This is a genomic window from Psychrobacillus faecigallinarum (genome assembly GCF_014836595.1).
Lineage (GTDB): Bacteria > Bacillota > Bacilli > Bacillales_A > Planococcaceae > Psychrobacillus > Psychrobacillus faecigallinarum.
Genome location: NZ_JACSQO010000007.1, coordinates 161,171 through 181,701 on the forward strand (window position 1 = coordinate 161,171; position 20,531 = coordinate 181,701).

19 protein-coding genes and 1 riboswitch are annotated in these 20,531 nt (G+C 37.9%); of the genes, 7 read left to right on the plus strand and 12 right to left on the minus strand.

Features of this window, described 5'->3' with window-relative positions; all coding sequences use genetic code 11:
- Positions 1-64: 64 nt before the first annotated feature.
- Together lepB and H9650_RS14090 are read right to left on the minus strand one after the other, a co-directional pair.
- A complete protein-coding gene (gene lepB, locus H9650_RS14085) occupies positions 65-622 on the minus strand; it encodes a signal peptidase I (RefSeq protein ID WP_151113690.1) in 558 nt (185 codons plus the stop codon).
- 95 nt (positions 623-717) lie between these two features.
- Entirely contained in the window at positions 718-1,620 is a 903-nt protein-coding gene (locus tag H9650_RS14090) for a LysR family transcriptional regulator (RefSeq protein WP_151110094.1), read from the minus strand.
- 120 nt (positions 1,621-1,740) lie between these two features.
- On the opposite strand from H9650_RS14090, the gene gltB reads away from it, so the two are divergent.
- The 4 genes from gltB (at position 1,741) to hisF (ending at position 9,472) form a co-directional block, all read left to right on the plus strand.
- Positions 1,741-6,273 (plus strand): glutamate synthase large subunit, encoded by a 4,533-nt coding sequence (gltB, locus tag H9650_RS14095; protein ID WP_191697479.1) that lies wholly within the window; start codon positions 1,741-1,743, stop codon positions 6,271-6,273.
- Positions 6,274-6,457: 184 nt separating this feature from the next.
- Positions 6,458-7,939, plus strand: coding sequence for a glutamate synthase small subunit (gene gltD, locus H9650_RS14100; protein ID WP_151110090.1), 1,482 nt, complete (start codon positions 6,458-6,460; stop codon positions 7,937-7,939).
- Positions 7,940-8,085: 146 nt separating this feature from the next.
- Positions 8,086-8,706 carry an imidazole glycerol phosphate synthase subunit HisH gene (gene hisH, locus H9650_RS14105; RefSeq protein WP_151110088.1) on the plus strand — a complete coding sequence of 207 codons (621 nt, stop codon included), beginning with the start codon at positions 8,086-8,088 and terminating at the stop codon, positions 8,704-8,706.
- Complete coding sequence (hisF, locus tag H9650_RS14110) at positions 8,699-9,472, plus strand: imidazole glycerol phosphate synthase subunit HisF (protein ID WP_144536769.1); 774 nt, start codon at positions 8,699-8,701, stop codon at positions 9,470-9,472. The genes hisH and hisF overlap by 8 nt, the downstream gene beginning before the upstream one ends.
- A 213-nt stretch (positions 9,473-9,685) precedes the next feature.
- On the opposite strand, the gene H9650_RS14115 is transcribed toward hisF, so the two are convergent.
- The 4 genes from H9650_RS14115 to H9650_RS14130 all read right to left on the minus strand — a co-directional run bounded on the left by H9650_RS14115 (position 9,686) and on the right by H9650_RS14130 (position 12,507).
- A complete protein-coding gene (locus H9650_RS14115) occupies positions 9,686-10,348 on the minus strand; it encodes an HAD family hydrolase (protein WP_151110086.1) in 663 nt (220 codons plus the stop codon).
- Between the two features lie 214 nt (positions 10,349-10,562).
- Positions 10,563-11,192, minus strand: a complete 630-nt coding sequence (locus tag H9650_RS14120) for a spore coat protein (protein WP_370455722.1) — start codon at positions 11,190-11,192, stop codon at positions 10,563-10,565.
- Between the two features lie 179 nt (positions 11,193-11,371).
- Positions 11,372-11,956, minus strand: coding sequence for a branched-chain amino acid aminotransferase (locus H9650_RS14125; protein WP_191697480.1), 585 nt, complete (start codon positions 11,954-11,956; stop codon positions 11,372-11,374).
- Positions 11,953-12,507: an SLOG family protein gene (locus H9650_RS14130; RefSeq protein ID WP_191697481.1), complete on the minus strand. Its 555-nt coding sequence runs from the start codon at positions 12,505-12,507 to the stop codon at positions 11,953-11,955. The genes H9650_RS14125 and H9650_RS14130 overlap by 4 nt, the downstream gene beginning before the upstream one ends.
- A gap of 92 nt (positions 12,508-12,599) precedes the next feature.
- On the opposite strand from H9650_RS14130, the gene H9650_RS14135 reads away from it, so the two are divergent.
- Both H9650_RS14135 and H9650_RS14140 read left to right on the plus strand, forming a co-directional pair.
- Positions 12,600-12,827 carry a DUF2642 domain-containing protein gene (locus H9650_RS14135; protein WP_154310901.1) on the plus strand — a complete coding sequence of 76 codons (228 nt, stop codon included), beginning with the start codon at positions 12,600-12,602 and terminating at the stop codon, positions 12,825-12,827.
- A gap of 12 nt (positions 12,828-12,839) precedes the next feature.
- Entirely contained in the window at positions 12,840-13,733 is an 894-nt protein-coding gene (locus tag H9650_RS14140) for a manganese catalase family protein (protein ID WP_191697482.1), read from the plus strand.
- A gap of 201 nt (positions 13,734-13,934) precedes the next feature.
- Here H9650_RS14140 and H9650_RS14145 read toward each other — a convergent pair whose 3' ends face one another.
- Genes H9650_RS14145 through H9650_RS14170 form a run of 6 tightly spaced genes read right to left on the minus strand, consistent with a single transcriptional unit; the run spans position 13,935 to position 19,659 of the window.
- Entirely contained in the window at positions 13,935-15,131 is a 1,197-nt protein-coding gene (locus H9650_RS14145; protein ID WP_225216085.1) for a CaiB/BaiF CoA transferase family protein, read from the minus strand.
- A 17-nt stretch (positions 15,132-15,148) separates the two neighbouring features.
- Positions 15,149-16,291, minus strand: coding sequence for an alpha-hydroxy-acid oxidizing protein (locus H9650_RS14150; RefSeq protein WP_191697483.1), 1,143 nt, complete (start codon positions 16,289-16,291; stop codon positions 15,149-15,151).
- A 12-nt stretch (positions 16,292-16,303) separates the two neighbouring features.
- On the minus strand, positions 16,304-17,080 hold the full coding sequence (locus tag H9650_RS14155) for an enoyl-CoA hydratase/isomerase family protein (protein WP_191697484.1): 777 nt from the start codon (positions 17,078-17,080) through the stop codon (positions 16,304-16,306).
- A 15-nt stretch (positions 17,081-17,095) separates the two neighbouring features.
- Positions 17,096-17,767, minus strand: a complete 672-nt coding sequence (locus tag H9650_RS14160; protein WP_144536751.1) for a methionine ABC transporter permease — start codon at positions 17,765-17,767, stop codon at positions 17,096-17,098.
- Entirely contained in the window at positions 17,764-18,783 is a 1,020-nt protein-coding gene (locus H9650_RS14165; protein ID WP_144536749.1) for a methionine ABC transporter ATP-binding protein, read from the minus strand. Before H9650_RS14165 ends, H9650_RS14160 begins: the two co-directional genes overlap by 4 nt.
- A 57-nt stretch (positions 18,784-18,840) precedes the next feature.
- A complete protein-coding gene (locus tag H9650_RS14170; RefSeq protein ID WP_151110074.1) occupies positions 18,841-19,659 on the minus strand; it encodes a MetQ/NlpA family ABC transporter substrate-binding protein in 819 nt (272 codons plus the stop codon).
- Positions 19,660-19,753: 94 nt separating this feature from the next.
- Positions 19,754-19,866, minus strand: a riboswitch (SAM riboswitch).
- 151 nt (positions 19,867-20,017) lie between these two features.
- Here H9650_RS14170 and H9650_RS14175 point away from each other — a divergent pair.
- Complete coding sequence (locus H9650_RS14175; RefSeq protein ID WP_191697485.1) at positions 20,018-20,521, plus strand: PPC domain-containing DNA-binding protein; 504 nt, start codon at positions 20,018-20,020, stop codon at positions 20,519-20,521.
- Positions 20,522-20,531 lie beyond the last annotated feature (10 nt).

The window sequence follows — 20,531 nt, forward strand, 5'->3', positions numbered from 1 at the left end:
TTAGGAGCTTAGTTTTTCGCAAGCCTTGCAATGCAAAAATCTTGTATACTCAGCTCTAGGTCTATTATTTAATATAGCTAAAATTTTCTAAAGGATAAATTGTCATGTTCACCTTTCCTAAAACGATATCAATAGGTACAAATCCGACACTGGGATTTCTGCTATCGTTGCTGAAACGCCGATTGTCACCTAGGACGAACAAGGAACCCTCTGGTACGACTACTTCTCCCAAATATTCTTCAAGTGTAAAGTCCTCCGTGAGCGTGCCATTATCTAATAACTCTTTTTTAAATTCATCTAAATATGGCTCATCGAACTTAGTCCCGTTTATTAAAAGCTCATCGTTTTTATAAGAAATATGGTCTCCAGGAATGCCTATAACTCGCTTAATATAATTAGTGTCCGCATCCACTTTAAAAACAATTACATCAAATCGCTCGTAGTCACTTAATTTCGGCCCTATTTTATTGACCATGACTTTGTCACCACTTTCAAAAGTGGGGAGCATAGAGGCACCTTCTACTTCGATAGGTGTAAACAAAAAATATCGAATTCCAAAAGCAAATATAACAGCAATTCCAATCGCTCTAAACCACTCCCAAAACTCACTTTTACCATTCATCTCTTTCAAATTATTCCCTCACATTCTTCCATTATTATTTGCTTTATTTTACCATGAAAATATAAATTATAGAAAAAATAACCTGTTTGAGTACATTATTGATATTGGTTAAGCAATTTGAAAAACTTCACAGTAAAATCATGAAATACCTTCTCAGATGGGGATAAATCCCTCGTGACCGGGCTAATCATGCCAACTGTTCTTTGAAGAGGAGGAGAATACAGTGGGATCTTAACCGTAAACCTAGGAATAGAGTCATAAAAGGTGCTATCAGGCAAAAGTGTTATACCGATCCCAGCGGCAACCAATCCCTTAATAGCATCCATGTCCTCACCCTCTGAGGAACTTTTAGGTGTAAATCCAAGTGAATTACATGCGTCTATTATAATCTTATGTAATACAAATCCCTTAGGGAATAAAACAAAGTCCTCATTTCGCAAATCAATCAAGGGAACCTTCTCCTTCTTTGCTAAAGGGTGATTTACAGGAACTAGCACGGAAAAGTTTTCCGTAAACAATATGGTGGTATTAATAGAATAATCTTTCGGAGGGAGCGGTCCTAAAAATGCTATATTAATTTCTCGATTTTTTACTGCATCTATTAAATAATCATAAGAGCCTTGTCTTAATTGGAAAGCCACATTCGGATGCTCTTTTTTAAAGGCAGAAATAACGGTCGGTAATAAATGGCCGGCTAAACTAGTGGGGAAACCGATTTTAATAGTCCCTTTTTCAGGATCCAAATATTCGTCAATTTGTTTTTTTGCATAGTCTATAGCTTGAAGAGCTGAAAGGCTATGCTCTAAAAAGATCTTCCCTATTGGTGTCAATTTAACATTGCGACCTATTCGCTCAAATAATTCTACTCCCAACTCATTCTCTAAATTAGCTATTTGTCTGCTAACCGCAGACTGAGCAACATGTAAATGTATCGCCGCTTCCGAAATATGTTCTCGTTCTGCGACTTCTTTAAAGTATCTTAATTGCCTTATTTCCATAGTTTTCTCCTAACCTATCTCAAAAGTAGATTGTTTATATCCAAATTATATATTGTTTATATTATTTTGAAAACATACAATGTTCCTAACACACTTTTTTGGAAAATGGAGGTCGATTACATGACATTTCACCAGCTACCGAAAGCACAGGGCATGTATAATCCAGAATTAGAACATGACGCCTGTGGGATAGGTTTATATGCAAATATAAAAGGAACACCAACACATGATATAGTGAAAAAAGGTTTAGAAATGTTATGTCGTTTGGATCATCGTGCTGGAAAAGGTAGTGATGGTCAAACGGGAGATGGAGCAGGTCTCATGGTACAAATCCCAGATGTTTTTTTTCGGGTAGTTTGTAGCCAATGGGAAATCCCGGAAAAAGGACAGTATGGGGTAGGTATGTTGTTTTTTACAGAGGCGGATGAAGAAAGACAAGCGATAGAACAAAGAATAAATGATACCATTTTCGCCGAAGGTCAGGAACTTATAGGGTGGAGGACAGTCCCGACAGATAAAAGTATGTTGAGTGATTCAGCTAGAAATACTGCACCTGTAGTGCGGCAAGTATTTATTAAAGCTAAAAGTCTTCCTGACTCTTTATCCTTTGAACGGAAGTTATATGTTATTAGGAAACAGATAGAGCATTGGGCACAACAAGAAGCTAAAAAATTCTACTGTGCAAGTCTTTCAAGTCAAACAATAGTTTTTAAAGGAATGCTGACTCCTAAAGAAGTAGATCAGTTTTATGTGGATTTACAAGACGAGCTTTTTACTTCTGCTTTTTCACTAGTGCATTCTCGATACAGCACTAATACATTCCCTAGCTGGGAGCGTGCACACCCAAATCGCTATATTGTTCACAATGGTGAAATAAACACACTACGCGGTAATGTCAATTGGATGAAAGCTCGTGAGCAACAGTTTGTTTCAGATGCCTTTGGTGATGATTTAGGAAAAATCCTTCCTATTATTGATCCTTCTGGAAGTGATTCATCTATGCTCGATAATGCATTTGAATTTTTTGTATTAGCTGGGAGATCTCCGGCACATACAGCTATGATGCTTATTCCGGAACCGTGGACTGAGAATCCTCATATTTCTCAAGAGAAAAAAGCATTTTATGCTTATCACAGCTCTTTAATGGAGCCTTGGGATGGACCAACAGCTATCTCGTTTACAAATGGCAAGCAGATAGGTGCTATTCTAGATCGTAATGGGTTGAGACCAGCTCGTTATTACGTGACAAAAGATGACTACATTATATTTTCTTCAGAAGTCGGAGTAGTAGATATCGAAGAAGATAATATTCTTTATAAGGAGCGTCTAAGTCCTGGAAGAATGCTTTTAATAGATTTGGAGCAGGGAAGAATTATATCCGATGAAGAAATTAAGTCAGAAATGGCGATGGCTCAGCCTTATCAGCAATGGTTAGAAGACTATCAACAAAAGATATTAGTAAATGAAGAAAACATAGAAAATCTTGATGGCCTGTTATTTCGTCAAAAGGCTTTTGGCTATACGTATGAAGACATTCACAAATATATGCTGCCAATTGCAATAGAGGGAAAAGATCCTATTGGTTCTATGGGGAATGATACCCCGTTAGCTGTATTGTCAGATAGACCGCAATCCCTTTTCAATTATTTTAAGCAGTTGTTTGCTCAAGTTACCAATCCACCAATAGATTCAATACGGGAGCATATTGTTACATCCACCATGACATTGCTTGGTGCAGAAGGCGATCTGCTTACCCCTGGAGAAGTTAATGCGAAGCGAATATATTTGGATACACCAGTTTTAACTAATGGGCAACTTCAAGAAATAAAGGATTTGAAGGATGAAAGCTTTCAAAGTGGTATTATTTACATTAATATGTCTGAAGATTTGGAAAAAGATTTCCGAAGAATCTCTAAAAAAGCAGACGAACTGATAGAACAGCGAATCTCTTTAATCATTTTGTCTGATAAATCTCTAAATCAGTCTCAACCAACTATTCCGATTTTATTGGCAGCTAGTCATTTACACCAACACTTGCTTCGAACAGGTAATCGAACGAAAGTTAGCATTTTAGTGGAATCTGGGGAGTCAAGAGAGGTTCATCAGTTTGCTGCACTTATTGGATATGGGGTAGATGCGATTAATCCATATCTTGCATATGCGACCATTGCAGAAGCTATACAAAATGGACACTTAGAATGCAACTATCACGATGCTATAACTAAGTATAGTAAGGGGATAGCAGAAGGTGTCGTAAAAGTCATGTCTAAAATGGGTATTTCCACTGTACAAAGCTACAGAGGGGCACAGATATTCGAAGCGGTAGGTATTAGCAAAGATGTAATTGAGAATTATTTCACAGGCACTGTGTCTCAGCTTGGTGGGATTGACATAGAAACGATTAGAGAAGAGGCAATTCGTAGACATATACTAGCGGTCGAATCTACTGTGGATGCTTTAGATTCAGGGAGTGATTTTCAATGGAGAAGCACTGGCGAGCATCATGCCTTTAATCCAAAGACAATTCACACACTTCAATGGGCAACGCGAAGAGGAGACTACGGACTTTATCGTCAGTATGCAGAAATGGCAAATGAAGAGCGAATAGGCTTTTTACGAAACCTACTGACATTTAAGAAGGGAACAAAGAAAATCACATTAGATGAAGTTGAATCTGTAGATTCCATTGTGAAGAGGTTTAAGACAGGGGCTATGTCCTTTGGTTCACTAAGTCAGGAAGCGCATGAAACTTTAGCAATTGCAATGAATCGTCTTGGAGGCAAGAGTAACAGCGGAGAGGGTGGAGAACATCCTAATCGTTATGTAATAGATGCTAATGGGGATAACCGACGTAGTTCTATCAAGCAGATTGCTTCAGGTCGTTTTGGTGTAAATAGTCACTATTTAGTAGAGGCAGATGAGCTTCAGATAAAAATGGCTCAAGGCGCTAAACCAGGTGAAGGCGGTCAACTTCCAGGCAATAAAGTATATCCATGGGTAGCAGATGTCAGAGGATCCACAACTGGAGTGGGATTGATATCCCCACCTCCACATCATGATATTTATTCCATCGAGGATATGGCCCAACTCATTCATGATTTAAAAAATGCAAATAGATCTGCGAGAATTAGTGTGAAGCTCGTTGCCAAATCGGGAGTAGGAACAATTGCTGCGGGTGTTGCAAAAGGCTCTGCAGACGTAATTGTAATTAGTGGATACGACGGTGGAACGGGAGCTTCTCCAAAAACAAGCATTAAGCATACAGGATTACCTTGGGAGCTAGGACTTGCTGAAGCACATCAAACGTTAATGCTAAATGGCTTACGAAATAAAGTGGTTTTGGAAACCGACGGCAAACTGATGACTGGAAAGGATGTAGTAATGGCTGCTTTGTTAGGAGCAGAAGAATTTGGCTTTGCTACAGCGCCTCTAATCGTATTAGGCTGTGTCATGATGCGTGCCTGTCATATGGACACTTGTCCAGTAGGGATAGCAACGCAAAATCCTGAGCTAAGAGACAAATTTAGTGGTTCTGCTGATTTTGTCGTTAACTTTATGAGGTTTGTGGCAGAGGAAGTAAGAGAGTATATGGCATTGCTTGGATTTAGAACAGTTGATGAAATGGTAGGAAGAACTGACCTACTTGAAGTTAGTGATCGAGCAAAATCTCATTGGAAAGCTCAGCAACTAGATCTCTCTGTCCTACTATACCAAGTGAGTGGAGACAGAACATGTAAACAAAAACAAGATCATCAGCTCGAAAAGTCATTTGACATTAGGGAGCTTATGCCTCAAGTGGAAAAAGCTATTATAAATAGAACAAAGGTTGATCTACAATATAAGATTGCTAATACTGATCGAGTTGTCGGTACCATTATTGGAAGTGAAATCTCCAAAAAATACGGGGCAAGAGGTCTGCCAGATGATTCAATTACTTTAAGATTCAATGGTGCTGCCGGTCAGAGCTTTGGTGCATATATTCCACAAGGAATGACAATGTTTGTAGAGGGAGATGTAAACGACTACTTTGGCAAAGGAATTTCTGGAGGAAAGCTAGTTGTTACTTCTCCATTATCAGGAACTTCAGAACAAAATGTTATCGCTGGAAATGTGGCGCTATATGGAGCTACTGATGGAGCAGTGTTCATTAACGGCCGAGCTGGTGAACGTTTTGCTGTAAGGAATAGTGGTGCAGACGTGGTTGTTGAAGGGATAGGTGACCATGGTTGTGAGTATATGACGGGCGGTCGTGCAGTTATCCTTGGGGACGTAGGCAAAAATTTTGGAGCAGGTATGTCCGGTGGTATCGCTTATGTATTGGTTGAAGATATAGAGCAGTTCAAATTTAAGTGTAATAAAGAAATGATTGGATTTGAGAAACTTCAATCTAAAGAAGAGACTCATAGTGTAAGACAGCTAATCATGGATCATTACTATTATACAAGAAGCACAAAAGCAATGAATATTTTAGACAATTGGAATGAAATGGTGCAAAAAGTAGTCAAGGTTGTACCTAATGATTATAAAATGATGCTAGAAAAAATTGCTGCATTTAAAAAAGATGGATTAACAGAAGATGATGCAGCGATGAAAGCCTTCCTTTCAACCTCTACAAAACAAGTAGAAAAGAAAGCTACACTTATCAAAAAATAAAGTAATTTGACTCCTTTATGGAAGAGATTCGGGCTCAAATAGGATAGCACTACGTAAGGCACTTTTGGTAGAGCTGATCAGAGTAAGTAATAGTTTTACAATGCTCACTGTGACATCTAAAGATGTCTAATTATCGAGTGGAGAAGGCAAACAGTGCGGTACTAAGGAAAGGAGGAATTTTTATATGGGTAAACCAACTGGTTTTATGGAATATCAACGAGAAAAAGGAAAGGAAGTCGCACCTCTAAAACGTATAAAAAACTGGGGGGAATACGCTTATAAACTTTCTGATGAGTCTCTTCGCAAGCAAGGAGCACGTTGTATGGATTGTGGTACTCCATTTTGCCATATGGGAATCGAGATCAGAGGTGCAACTACGGGCTGTCCAATAAATAACTTAATACCAGAATGGAACGATTTAGTTTACCGAGGGAAATGGCAGGAAGCATTAAATCGATTAATGATGACAAATAATTTCCCAGAGTTTACAGGTCGAGTATGCCCGGCACCTTGTGAGGGCTCATGCACATTAGCTATAACAGATCCTGCAGTTTCTATTAAGAATATCGAAAGAACGATCATAGACAAAGGATTTGAAAATGGGTGGATTACTCCAAGAATTCCTACGATTAGAACTGGAAAAAAAATAGCCGTTATTGGTTCTGGTCCTGCTGGTTTAGCTAGTGCAGACAATTTAAACCAAGTAGGCCACTCTGTTACGGTTTATGAACGTGCGGACCGTGCAGGCGGGCTGTTGATGTATGGTATTCCGAATATGAAACTAGAAAAAGAAATAGTAGAAAGAAGAGTCCACCTGCTTCAGCAGGAAGGTATTGATTTCATTTTAAATACAGAGGTTGGAAGGGATATTACTGCTGAGGAGCTAAAACTTCAATATGATGCAGTTATCCTTTGCATCGGGGCACAAAAACAACGTGCACTTCATATGGAGGGTAGTAATGCAGAGGGAGTTTATTTAGCAATGGACTATTTAACTTCTACAACAAAGAGCTTGTTAGATTCAAATTTCGCTGACGGTCAATTTATTAACACGAAGGGGAAGGATGTTATTGTAATTGGTGGAGGAGATACAGGTGCAGACTGTGTAGCTACAGCTATCCGTCAAAACTGTCGTAGTGTAGTTCAGTTTGGAAAACATCCACAGCTTCCAGCATCCCGTGCAGAGGATAACCAATGGCCTACAGATCCGAATATTTTTAAACTGGAATATGCGTACGAGGAAGCTAATGCAAAATATGGAAAAGACCCTAGAGAATATTTAATTCAAACGAAAAAAATGATTAAAGACAAGGATGGTAGGCTAAAGGAGCTTCATACAATCCAAATGGAAAAAATCCTTGGTGAGGACGGATTTTATTTCTTTAAAGAAGTTCCAGGTTCGGAAAAGATTTGGCCTGCGCAATTTGTTTTTGTAGCAATAGGATTTGAAGGACCAGAGACTTCTTTAACTGAACAATTTGGAGTAAAGGTTTTGAACAAAAGGATTGCTGCTTCAGCTAAAGATTATACTACAAATGTAGAAGGTGTATTTGCAGCAGGTGATGCGAGAAAGGGCCAAAGTTTAATCGTTTGGGCAATTAAAGAAGGTCAAGAGGTAGCAAAAAGAGTGAATGACTATGTAACGAATAAAGCAGTTGTTAGATAATCATGTGAGAGACCTTGGGATGGGTCTCTCGATTTTTTTGTACTACATTTCATCGTGTTATCATATTAGCATACTAAAGTTTTTCTTTTATTTTCTGTCAACTGATGGCATAATAAAGTAATACTAGAACTGGGGGTAGTAACAGCATGATTGGTATTATAGATTATGGAGCAGGAAATTTACATAGTGTAGTAAAGGCAATTACTCAGCTTGGTTATCAGATTAAGCTTATTACTAAACCTAGTGACCATGACGATCTAATAGATAAGCTAATTCTGCCAGGGGTAGGAAATGCAAAGGTAGCTATGAATGTTTTAAATGAGACAGGCTTAAGTGATTATTTACGAACAGAGGTTGCCAAGGGGACACCGCTTTTGGGAATTTGCTTAGGAATGCAACTTCTTTTAGAAACTAGTGAAGAGGGAGATGTACCATGTTTAGGATTTCTACCCGGAACAGTTCCATTGTTTGGTGAAGAGGCTGAAAAGGTTCCTCATATGGGATGGAATCAAGTGAAGGATGTTCAAAATCATTTCTTGTTTCAGGATATTCCAGAAAGCACAGATTTCTATTTTGTTCATTCGTATTACGCAGAGCCTAGGATGGAGCAACACGTCATAGGTGTGACTAATTATGGACCCGACTTTGCGTGTGCAATAGGAAATAAGCAAGTGATGGGTGTACAGTTTCATCCAGAAAAAAGCGGTAAGTATGGCATTCAATTACTAGACAATTACTGCAAGCAAGGAGTTAGACAGCATGCTTAGAAAAAGAATTGTTCCTGCAATAGATGTTTTAGGTGACAAAGCGGTAAAGTATGTACAATTTAGAAACCCTACAATAATTGGTGATCCAGCAGAGCTAGGGAAGAAATATTCAGAAGACGGCGCGGATGAGTTAATCTATTTAGATACCACCGCTTCATTAAAAAACCAAGATTTGAAAATAGATTGGATACGTCGAGTTGCAGAGCAGGTGTATATACCTTTTTCTGTAATAGGCGGTGTTAGAACAATAGATGATTTCAAGAGGCTTCTTCGCGCTGGCGCTGATAAGGTAGGGGTCAACTCAGCTGCCGTACAAAGACCAGAGCTTTTAAGAGAAGCAGCGGATATATTTGGTAAACAATGTGTAGTGTTGGGACTTGATGCCATGCCAATTTATAATGACGATAAGGAAATTGTGAGATGGGAAGTATATACACATTCTGGACACGAGAAAACGGGAATGGATGTAGTGGAGTGGGCGCAACAAGCAACCGATCTTGGAGCTGGTGAGATTATTTGCACAAGTATTCATAAGGATGGCATGAAAAATGGTTATGATGTGGAGCTGATCAAGTTACTCTCGGAAAAAGTAAATGTACCAATTATTGCTTCTGGTGGTGCGGGTAAATTAGAGCATATAGAAGAAGTGTTTGCTGCAGGAAAAGCGGACGCGGCACTAGTAGCTTCAATGATTCATTACGGAGATTATACTATTTCAGAGATTAAGGATTACCTGCAGGTGAAGGGTATTAATATGAGAATGTAAAGTTAAAATGACCTGTCTGTTGAACGATCTTGTTCACAGCAGGTCTTTTTGCAGTATTTATTTGATAATCGGACGGAATTAAAAAAAGCTATCCAGCCATCCAAATGGATAGCTTGGGTAAAGGAAGTTTATGCATTTATTTAGCACTGCGCTAGCCACAAAAATAGTAAGAGTAGCAAAGATTTATTAAAGGTTTTTTAAGACATTCTAAATCTATCTAATTATTTCCCAACCGCGTTCTTGGGCAAGATTTCGAAGCTTTTCTTCTGGTTTAACTGCAATTGGATTTCCGACTAATTCAAGAACAGGTAAATCCGAATAGCTATCACCGTATGCATAGCTGTTTTCCCAGTCTATTTCTTGGCCTTCTAACTGTTCCAAAAGTTTCTGAGTCTTCATAGCGCCATTCACATGTTCTAGCGGTGATTTCGTATATACTGAATTCTCTTTATAGATTATTTCAGTGCCTATTATTTGTTTGAATGAAATCCCTTCGGTTACTCGCTCTAAAAATTGAGTATATGCACCCGATACTAGATAAATATGTACATTTTCTTGTTGGTGAGCATTTAGCTTTTCCAGTACTTTTTTATTGAAGTTTTTTTGCATTTGTTCCTTTAATTCATCAAAATACTGATACATCTCATCTCTTGATCTACCTTCAAAAGCTTCCAAATATAGTTGCATGGACCGCTTCTTCATATTTGTAGTTGGATAAAGCTTAAGCTTATTTGCAATATAAGGAGGTACGATCGATCGATAGAATCGTTTATATTGGGGATGATAAGTTGGGTGTTCCTTTAAATGGTTCATTAACAGCTTGAACGTTTCTTCTTCGTATAAAGTTCCGTCAAAGTCAAAAATTGCAACTCGCATGTCTTCACCTTTTCTTTATAGGACTTTGTTTTATTATACTGGAAAATACGAAGGAAAGAAAAAATACTTGTCCTTCAAGTGAATTTTGTAGAAATCTCTATGAGTTTCTACTTATAAAAATGTATACAAAATTGCAGATTATTCTTAGCTTTTACAAAAAAAAAGCGCTTTCTGCTCCAAAGTTAAACAGAAAGCGCCAGGATGCTGCTTCGAATTATTGCATTTTGTACATTGGACCTTCTGCAGTACCGTAGTTGTTGAAGATCTGTTCCATTGTTTGATCATCGAAGCGTGGTACTTGATAATAACCATGCTTGTTTTGATAAATGGAAAGCTCATACGCCATCTCAATACAGTTCGGGATTGAGTCTTGAAGTACTCTTCGTACAACTGGGTTGGTAGACTCTAACGCAGCAGGTACTTTTCCAGCGGCACCAGCTTTAGCAGACCCTAGCAAATAACCTGAAATCATTTCATCATTAATTTCTGAAATGCTTTGCATAGGTTTCTTAGGCTGTGAAGATGGCTTTAAACCATAAGTGAAATCATTTTCCGTTGCCATCTTATAAGATGACGTGCGGTGTGAAGGATCTTTTCCGGTTTTAAAGCACTCCACTAACATATTATACTCATCCAAAGCGAATGAATATTGGCGATCCAGGATATTCAGTAATTCCTGATCCTTCACATGAGGACGAAGAATGGTTTTCAAGTTTAATGCACCAATTGCTGCTGACAATACCTCATGTACATCCATTAGCTCGTGAGCCCCATGATTAAAATGAGGTACAACTGTTTGCCCGTTCATCGTTTCACTGTGATTTTGACTGTATGTGTTATCCAATCTATTCTCCTCCTCCATAAAGATGTATTAAAACATCTCAATTAGTGTGAGCAAAACAACCAAAAATATGTACAGATACTTATAGATAAAATGTGTTACAGGTGCCAGGCACCTGTAACACATTTGAAATAAAACAATCGTGAATTTTTTAGGGAAATTCACGATTGTGCTTGGGCAATTTAGTTTTCGATTGATGTACCTAAAGAAAAGAGGAAGCGATACAAAAAATGGTATGTTTCTTCTATAGTATAGTTATCGTTAAAACCGTCAATATAATTTAATGGAAGGTTTACTTCCCAAAGACCATCGCCGTTAGAGAACATGACGCTGTAATTCATTGCTTTTCCATCGAAGTGATTGTCCAAGTAAGCTTTTAGTGCTTCACCATATTTTTTTTGTATGGCAAGGCCAAACATAGCTGTATACACATCAAATACTTCATCATATTCAAAGGCAATAGCATCTACACTAATCACGTCGAAGTGAGCAGTCTCTAAGTACATGAACTCGTTTACTTTTTCTTTAAAATGAGTTATTGGCGTTTTTAAAAATGCGCTAGATTCTTTTGAAACTAATTCTTCTGTTTCTTTGTCAAACCGTTCAATGATTGCTCTATTAAATAGGGTGTCGTTTTCTATCAAGGATATACTTGTAGATTCTGACAAAAGTTCTTTCGCTAAAGCGTAATCTTGTTCTTCTTTAGTTAGCTCAAGGGTTACACCTGTAGCATCGGTGATTTTTTGCATAAGTTTCTTTTTTATCATATATAATCGTTCCTTTCTTCATCAGCAATTACTTGTAAGTCATATGCGTCAATACTAATTATAGGGTAGTTATTTTTTTCTGCATAATTTTGCGCTAGTTTTTTTATGAATTTTGGTGACCCTTCATTCTCCTCATCATAAATGATTAACATTGCATCTGTATTTCTTATGAGAAATTTATTCTTTTCGATAAATTGCCATGGAGCCTCATAGGGCTTCTTTGTCACACTAGTATGAAAATCAGCAAGTGCTATAAGTCTTTGATAATTTTCCTTCTTCTGATCATTCCAATTTTTTTCCTGTTCTAAAAAGGGAGTAATAATGGAATATTTTAAATGTGGAAATTCCTTTTTTAACTCCACTACCAATTCTGCAGCCCAAGTTTCTACACCAAGCTGTCCACTTGTTATTACCCATTCAAGACCCTCGTCGAGAAGTGCGCGCATCTGATTCTCAACTGCTTTTTTTATGATAGGCACACCAGGATGGTTGTCATTGAATATACCTAATTCATAGGCTTTATACCCAGTTATTAAAAGTCTTTTAATCATTTTCTCTACCTTCTTTTAACTTTTTGAGTAATGTGTCCATATACTACATCTTCTCATAAACTAGTATGAATGCAAAGAAGGGATGATGGAAGTTGGATGAAACGGTAAGCGTAGAGTATGTAAGTCCATTTGAAGGACACGTTTTCCAAGCGGCACAAAGTTTAATGGGTACTAACATAGCAGTACAAACAACTAAAAATATTCTTCAAGGTAAACTGACGATGGTAGCTCCGGATCATATTGTAGTGAGTGTAGGTGGAGTTCCTTTTTACGTACGTATTCAAGCTATAGTTTGGATTACTCCGAACATACCTAAATGAAAGGATGGTTAATTGTTTAATAGAGTAGATAAGTTGTTAATTGAATTACCTAATTTAGAATATGGTGACGCAAATGCCGCTTCAGTAGTTCAAGAACTATTAGGTGGGAAATTTGGTGAGATGTCTACTCTCAACAACTATATGTATCAATCCTTTAACTTTCGTGGAAAAACTAAGCTAAAACCATTCTATGATTTGGTTGCTAGTATCACTGCAGAGGAATTTGGTCATGTAGAGCTCGTATCTAATACGATTAATCTGTTATATAAAGGAACTGGCTTTAGTGGAGATCCAGATTTAGCACCACTTCAAGATGCCAAAAATATGCGAAACACTTATGCTTTTATTGCCAATGCTCAAACCTCTTTAGCAGGAGATTCCATGGGTAATCCATGGAGAGGAGATTACGTATTTTCGAGTGGCAACCTAGTACTAGATCTTTTGCATAATTTCTTTTTGGAATGTGGAGCTAGAACTCATAAAATGAGAGTATATGAAATGACTGAACACCCAACTGCTAGAGAAATGATTGGATACTTATTAGTACGTGGAGGAACTCATATTATTGCGTACGCAAAAGCTCTTGAAATGGCGACAGGTGTAGATGTGACCAAAATGCTACCAATCCCTAACTTGGATAATCGTGCGTTTGATCACGCGCGCAAATACGAGGATCTTGGATACGGAAATGTTCTATTCACATGGAATAATGTTGGCGATTACAAGGACATCGATAAAATTTGGAAGGGACAAAATCCAACAAGTGGAGACCGGTTGTTCGTGAAAGAAGGCAGTCCTAAGGGTTATAAAATTCCTGAATTAGAATCGCTTCCGGAGGAATTTGCTCCCGGTATCGGACCAGAAGAATTCCAAGCAATCGCAAAAAGACTGATGTCAAAAATTTAAACTAAGAAAACCTAGCGCTTACATCTGTCTTGAAATTATATGAGTATAGCGAGTAGGCAGCACTCTAGCCATCCCAACTATATTCATTTGACCTTGAATGATAAGGCTCTAGAATTAAATGAACCTGTTTTCATATCTTTAACACGTTCGTATCTTTCCATTGAAAAAGCCCCGTTCTAACAGGGCTTTTACATATCATTATCAATTATTTAATACACCATTCGATACAAGTTCACGTATTTTTTCTTCCGTAAATCCAAGCTCATCCAATACCTCCTGATTATGTTGGCCAAGCAGGGGGGCAGGGGAACGCAGCTGCCCTGGGGTTTCGGAAAATTTGGCTGGGAAGCCAAGTGTTTTCATAGGGCCAGCTATCGGATGCTCGTAATTTAACACCATATCTCGAGAAAGAATATGCTCATCTTCAAGCGCTTGGTCGTATGAATATATTGGGCTGCATGGAATTCCATGTTCATCAAGCAACGATAGCCATTCGGATGAGCATTTCTCTTGAAGGACAGATTCAATTTCCAACTCAAGTTGGTTTACATTTTGTGTTCGTATAGAATTGGTTAGGAATCGTTTGTCATTAATCCACTCTGGTTTATTTATTACATATAAACAAAACTTTTCCCAAAGTTTTTGATTGCCAGCACCAATTAAAATAGAACCATCCTTAGTTTGAAAACCTTGGTAGGGAGAAGAGACACGATGAGCTGTACTATTTCTCTTAGGAATCTCGCCTTTACCAAAATATGCAGCTGCCTCCCAAACCGTCCAAGCGAGACCCGCGTCTACTAAGGATACGTCTATGTATTGGCCAACCCCTGATTTTAACCGATAAATATAAGCAGAGAGAATTGACTGTATGGCTGTTTGTGCTGCTGCTATATCATGTATAGCAATGCCGACTTTTACAGGCTTACCTTCACGTTCTCCAGTCATATCCATTATTCCAGAGAGACCTTGCGCCATAATGTCATATCCGCCCTTGTTTTTATAGGGTCCGGTCTGTCCATATCCAGAAATAGAACAATATATAAGCGATGGATTAATAGCTTTTAAAGTTTCATAGTCTATTCCAAGCTTGTTAGTTACACCCGGTCTGTAATTCTCAATAATAACATCCGCATCCTTGACTAATTCCTTCAATATCTGAATGCCTTCCTCTTTTTTTAGATTAAGGCATATACCTCTCTTGTTTCGATTCACCATCATATACATATAACTTTCTTCTTTAACATAAGGTCCCATTTGGCGAGTATCATCCCCATTTGGGTATTTCTCAACTTTTATAACTTCAGCTCCCATATCTGCTAGAACCATAGAGCAATAGGGACCCGCGAGGACCTGAGAAAGATCAACTATTTTCATACCTGTCAAAGCTTGTGCTATCATGATAAACCACCTTATCTTTAACCTTTAATAACTAGCATATTTCCAATTTCTTCCATATTTCGTACACCCGCCAAGGAGATCGAAACCTTAGTCTCCTGCAGGAAATTTTCTAATACTCTTTCTACACCTTTCTGTCCACCGGCAGCAAGTCCCCATACGAATGGTCGCCCAATACAAACAGCAGTTGCACCAAGAGCAAGTGCTTTAACAGCATCTGAACCTCTTCTCACTCCGCTATCAAATAGAACTGGAATGCTTCCATTTACAGCTTCCACAATACCTGAAAGAGCATCTATGCTTGCAATAACACCGTCCAACTGACGACCTCCGTGATTGGAAACGATGATACCATCAATTCCTTTTTCAATTGCCAGCTTGGCATCATCCGGATGAAGTATACCTTTAATCAAAATAGGAAGGGATGTGTGATTCCTTAACTCTGTAATATCATTCCAGTTTAATGTAGGATGATAAATGTTTTCTAGGATGCTATCCACAATGGCTTCCTGAGATTGCTCCGTTAACGCAGCCATAAAAACAGGGTCTGTTGCGTAATTACCTTGACCATAGCCGCGTTTAAGAGGGGAGAACTGATTGCGAATATCTTCCTCGCGCCATCCAAGCATAACCGTATCTACTGTTAACACGATTGCCTCGTAGCCAGCAGCTTCCACTCTTCTTGCCATACTAAAAGCAATTTCTTTATTGGAAGACCAGTAAAGCTGAAACCACTTTGAGCTGCCTGGAGTTGCTGCGGCAATCTCTTCAATTGAATAGCTCGACACAGTACTTTGTATATAAGGAAAATTATATTTTGCTGCCGCCTTCGCAACAGCAATTTCTCCATCGTCATGGGCAATTTTATTTACACCAACGGGAGCGATGAAAAGAGGATGCGGATATGTATGACCTAATATTGTCACTTCTGTATTTAAAGAAGAGACATCTGTTAAGAATCTTGGAACTATCGAGTATTTGGAAAAGCTACTTATATTTTTATTGTAGGTTTCTTCTCCACCTGCCGATGAACGGATATAACCAAAGGGACCAGGTTCTAATGCTTCTCTCGCTTCCTGTTCTAATTCATTAAAGTCAATTGGATATTTTGTGTGATTGTCTATATTTCCTAATAGTAAGTCATTATTTTTAGCATTGCTCATGATCTACACCTCTTATGTAAAATTGGGCTTTCTTTTTTCTAAAAATGCTTGAATACCTTCTGTATAATCCTTAGAGCTGAAGGAATCTAATATCAACTGCTCTATCTCAAGGGTTTCTTCATTTTCTCCATCTAAAATAGACTGGATAACTTGCTTGATTCCATTGTTTGCAGTGGAGGATTTGCTCACAATTTTGTTAGCAAAAATCAAGCATTCCTTTTCCACTTCTTCCATCGGAAAAACATAATCAATTAAACCAATTTCCTGTCCTTCTTCAGCAGAAATAAGCTTAGCTGTGTAAAGTAACTCTTTAGCTTTAGAGGGACCAATCAAATTTACCAATCGCTTAGTGCTTGTTAGATTATATATAATTCCTATATTTGCTGCAGTGATACCAAGCTTACTTCCAGCCGAAGCAAATCTAAAGTCACAAGAGTTAGCTAGCTCTAAACCACCACCAATAGCTAATGTTTTAATAAGTGCGATAGTCGGCTTAGGAAAGCGGTATAGTTTTTCAACCGATTCAAGCGTTAAGTCATTATAGGCCTTCGCTTTCTCAGCAGAAAAACGATTTTCTAAAAACTCGGTTATATCTGCTCCAGAAGAAAAGGAGGTTTCATCCACTCCTTTTAAAATAAGCAATTTAATAGAGGTATCCTTTTCTAACTCTTCTAAGATTTGACCCAGCTGTTTAAACATAGCGAGAGAAAATGAGTTTTTCTTTTCAGCTCTATTAAATACAAGTGTAGCAATAGGCCCATTACGTTCTATGTGCAATTGGTTTGTCATTAGAAATGCCTCCGTTTAATCTTTTTTTATCCTTGCAGCTAATCTGTTACCGATAGACTGAATACCTTGAACTAGAATGATCAATATAAGCACCGTGGCATACATGATATCCTCTTCATATCGTAAATGCCCAAAACGATATGCTAGGTCACCAAGACCACCTGCACCGACCATACCTGCCATTGCCGTAGCTCCGATTAAACCTACTGTCGAAATAGTTAAGCCTAAAATAATTGAAGGACGTGCCTCACGCAGTAGCACATGCCAAATGATAGAAGGAGTTTTAATTCCCATCGCTGTATAAGCTTCAATGACACCATTCTGTACCTCTAAAAGTGCGGATTCCATCAATCGTGCAATATATGGAGCAGTATAAATTACTAATGGAACGATAACACCCTTGACACCGATCGTAGTTCCAACAATAAATTTAGTAAAAGGAAGGATAAAAAATAGTAGAATAATAAATGGAATTGAACGAATTATATTAATCAGAAGGTTACTAACTTGGTATATAACCGCATTTTGTAACGCTTGACCTGGTCTAGTTAGAACGATAAGTATTCCAAGTGGGATACCAATGATTATGGAAAAGAATAAAGATATGCCTACCATCTGAAATGTTTCAATTACAGATTCTCCGATTATTGGCAACCATTGATTAGTGAATTGTTCGAATCTACTCATGAGTGCACCTCCAAGCTCTCAGTTCCAACGCCTTGTTCTTCTAAGAAGCGAATAGCTGATTGTACTTGATTTTTTTCTCCTACTAAATGAATCACGATATTACCGACAATCCCGTTTTTCAATTCAATAATATTGGCCGTTAAGATATTTGGTTGTACATCAAACTTCTGACTAACCTCTGCTAATAATGGTTTTCCAGTACTTTCCCCAACGAAAGTCAAGCGAGTGACTGCACCCGTCACATGGAGCTGAGAAATAAGGGAAGGGGATAAGTTACGTTGACTAATTGTGTTTAAGAACTTTTTAGTTGTCGGATGACTAGGCTTCGTGAAAAGATTAATAGCTGTGTTCTCTTCTACAACTTCTCCGTTTTCCATCACATACACATGATCACAAATCTTTTGAATAACATTCATCTCATGAGTTATTAAAAGAATAGTTATACCTAACTCCTTATTGATCTTTAATAAGAGCTCTAATATTGAGTCCGTCGTTTCTGGATCCAGAGCACTTGTTGCTTCATCACTTAATAATACTTCTGGTTCCTGGGAGAGAGCTCTTGCAATAGCTACACGTTGCTTTTGACCGCCAGAAAGCTGGTTTGGATAGCTTTTATGCTTATCGGTTAAGCCTACTATTTCTAAATATTTTTCCACTCTTTTTTTAACTTCGTTCTTGTCGTAGCCAAGCAGCTTTAAAGGTATAGCGATATTGTCGTAAACAGTGGCAGTTTTTAAAAGGTTAAATCCTTGAAAAATCATGCCTATTTTGTTTCTGACTTTTCGAAGTTGAGGAAGGGGGAGGGGGGTTATTTCTTCGCCATTAATGTATACTTTGCCTTTTGTTGGCTTTTCGAGTAGGTTAACACATCTGATAAGTGTGCTTTTCCCTGCTCCGCTATAGCCGATAACTCCGTGAATTTCACCTTTTCTTACATGAAGACTTACGTTACTGACAGCCTTTACTGTGTTGCTTTTGCTGATGAATTCCTTTGTAATATTCTCTAAAACTATCATGTTAAATCTTCCTTTCTAAAGAAAACGTTACCGGTTGCGGCAACGTTTTTGTTATTTCTACTCATCCCAGCTTGCTAACACAGAACCTTGAAACTCTTCTTCGATAAATGTTCTGACTTCCTCTGATTGATAAGCTTTTACAAACTTTTGAACGGTTGGATCATCTTCGTTTTCCGCGCGTACAACGATATAGTTCACATATGGAGAGTTAGATGACTCTAAAAGAATTGAGTCTTCCTTCGGGTTAATGCCAGCAGCCAAAGCAAAATTTGTATTGATTGCTGCAGCATCTACCTCGCTAAGCTGTTTCGGTATTTGAGCAGCCTCTAATTCGATAAATTCAATATTCTTAGGGTTTTCTTCGATATCATAAATAGAAGCATTTTCTTTTTTATCTTCTTTAATTTTAATAAAGCCATTTTCCTCTAGTATATATAATGCGCGTGAACCGTTAGTTGGGTCGTTTGGTAATCCAAATGTGGCACCTTCTGGTAAATCTTCAAAGGATTTAAATTTTTCAGAGTAAATACCCATTGGGTTTAAAATAGTTTTACCAACTGGTACTAGCTCAGTACCATGGTCTTCGTTGAAAGCATCTAGAAAAGGCTCATGTTGATAGCTATTTGCGTCTAGGTTACCTTCAGAAAGTGCTGTGTTTGGAAGTATGTAATCAGAAAAAGCTTTAATTTCTATTTCTAGTCCATCTTTTGCTGCAACTTCTGCTGCAACCTCAGCTATTTGTTCGTGAGGACCAGCAGTTACACCTATGACTAATTTATTTTCATCTAAGGCTTTGTCACCTTTAGATTCATCACCACAAGCCGCAAGCAACCCCGTTAATAGAACTCCTGATAATACTAAACCAACCTTTTTCATTAAAATTCCTCCTTAATAATTATTAAAGAATACGAATAAATATAAAAGCCTCTCTTTCAAAAAGAAAGAGAGGCACACAAAAATGCATTGTCCTCTCTTATCTTCCAAAACAAAAATGTTTTGCAGGATTTAGCACCTTTCTATACTTTTGGTATAGATGGTTGCCGAGCTTCAACGGGCCAGTCCCTCAGCTACTCTTGATAAGAGATAATAAGCTATTAAGTTTTTCGTTTATTCTATAAATGAAAATTTACTATACTAAACTAACAAAGTCAAGAGCTATTTTTTAATAGTAAAATTTTTTAGAAAAGATTAAAATTATAAGATAATAAATAATTATGCAATTGGAGGAATCGACATGACAATAAGAGCAAATTTTGCAGTTGGTGATTTTGAGAGAATAGTTGGTGCTAGATTAAAATATGGAACAGATTTGATAGAAGGGATAGAAGCAATATGTGAAGCCAACCAAATTACTTCTGCCACTATCGTTAGCTGCTTTGGAAGCTTTCAAAAGTGTGGCTTTGTCTATTTAATTCCAGCTGATTCCTCGAAAATAGGTGTAGCCTATAATGAAATAATCGTAAAAGAAGGACCTATAGAATTTTTATCTGGTACAGGAGTTATATGTCAGCAAGAAGGAAATTATGCCACACATTTTCACGGATTAATGTGCGATCAATATGGTGCTGTTTTTGGAGGTCACTTCATCAAAGGTGAGAATCCTGTAATTACGGTTGACCTAGTTTTAGCCGAAGTAAAAGGGATGGAATTCCATCGGAAACATGATGAAGAGACTTGTGCAATTCAGTTTTATCCGATTGAGAAAGGGAGCAAGTTCTCCAGGTCAATAGATGAATAGAAAGTGGAGT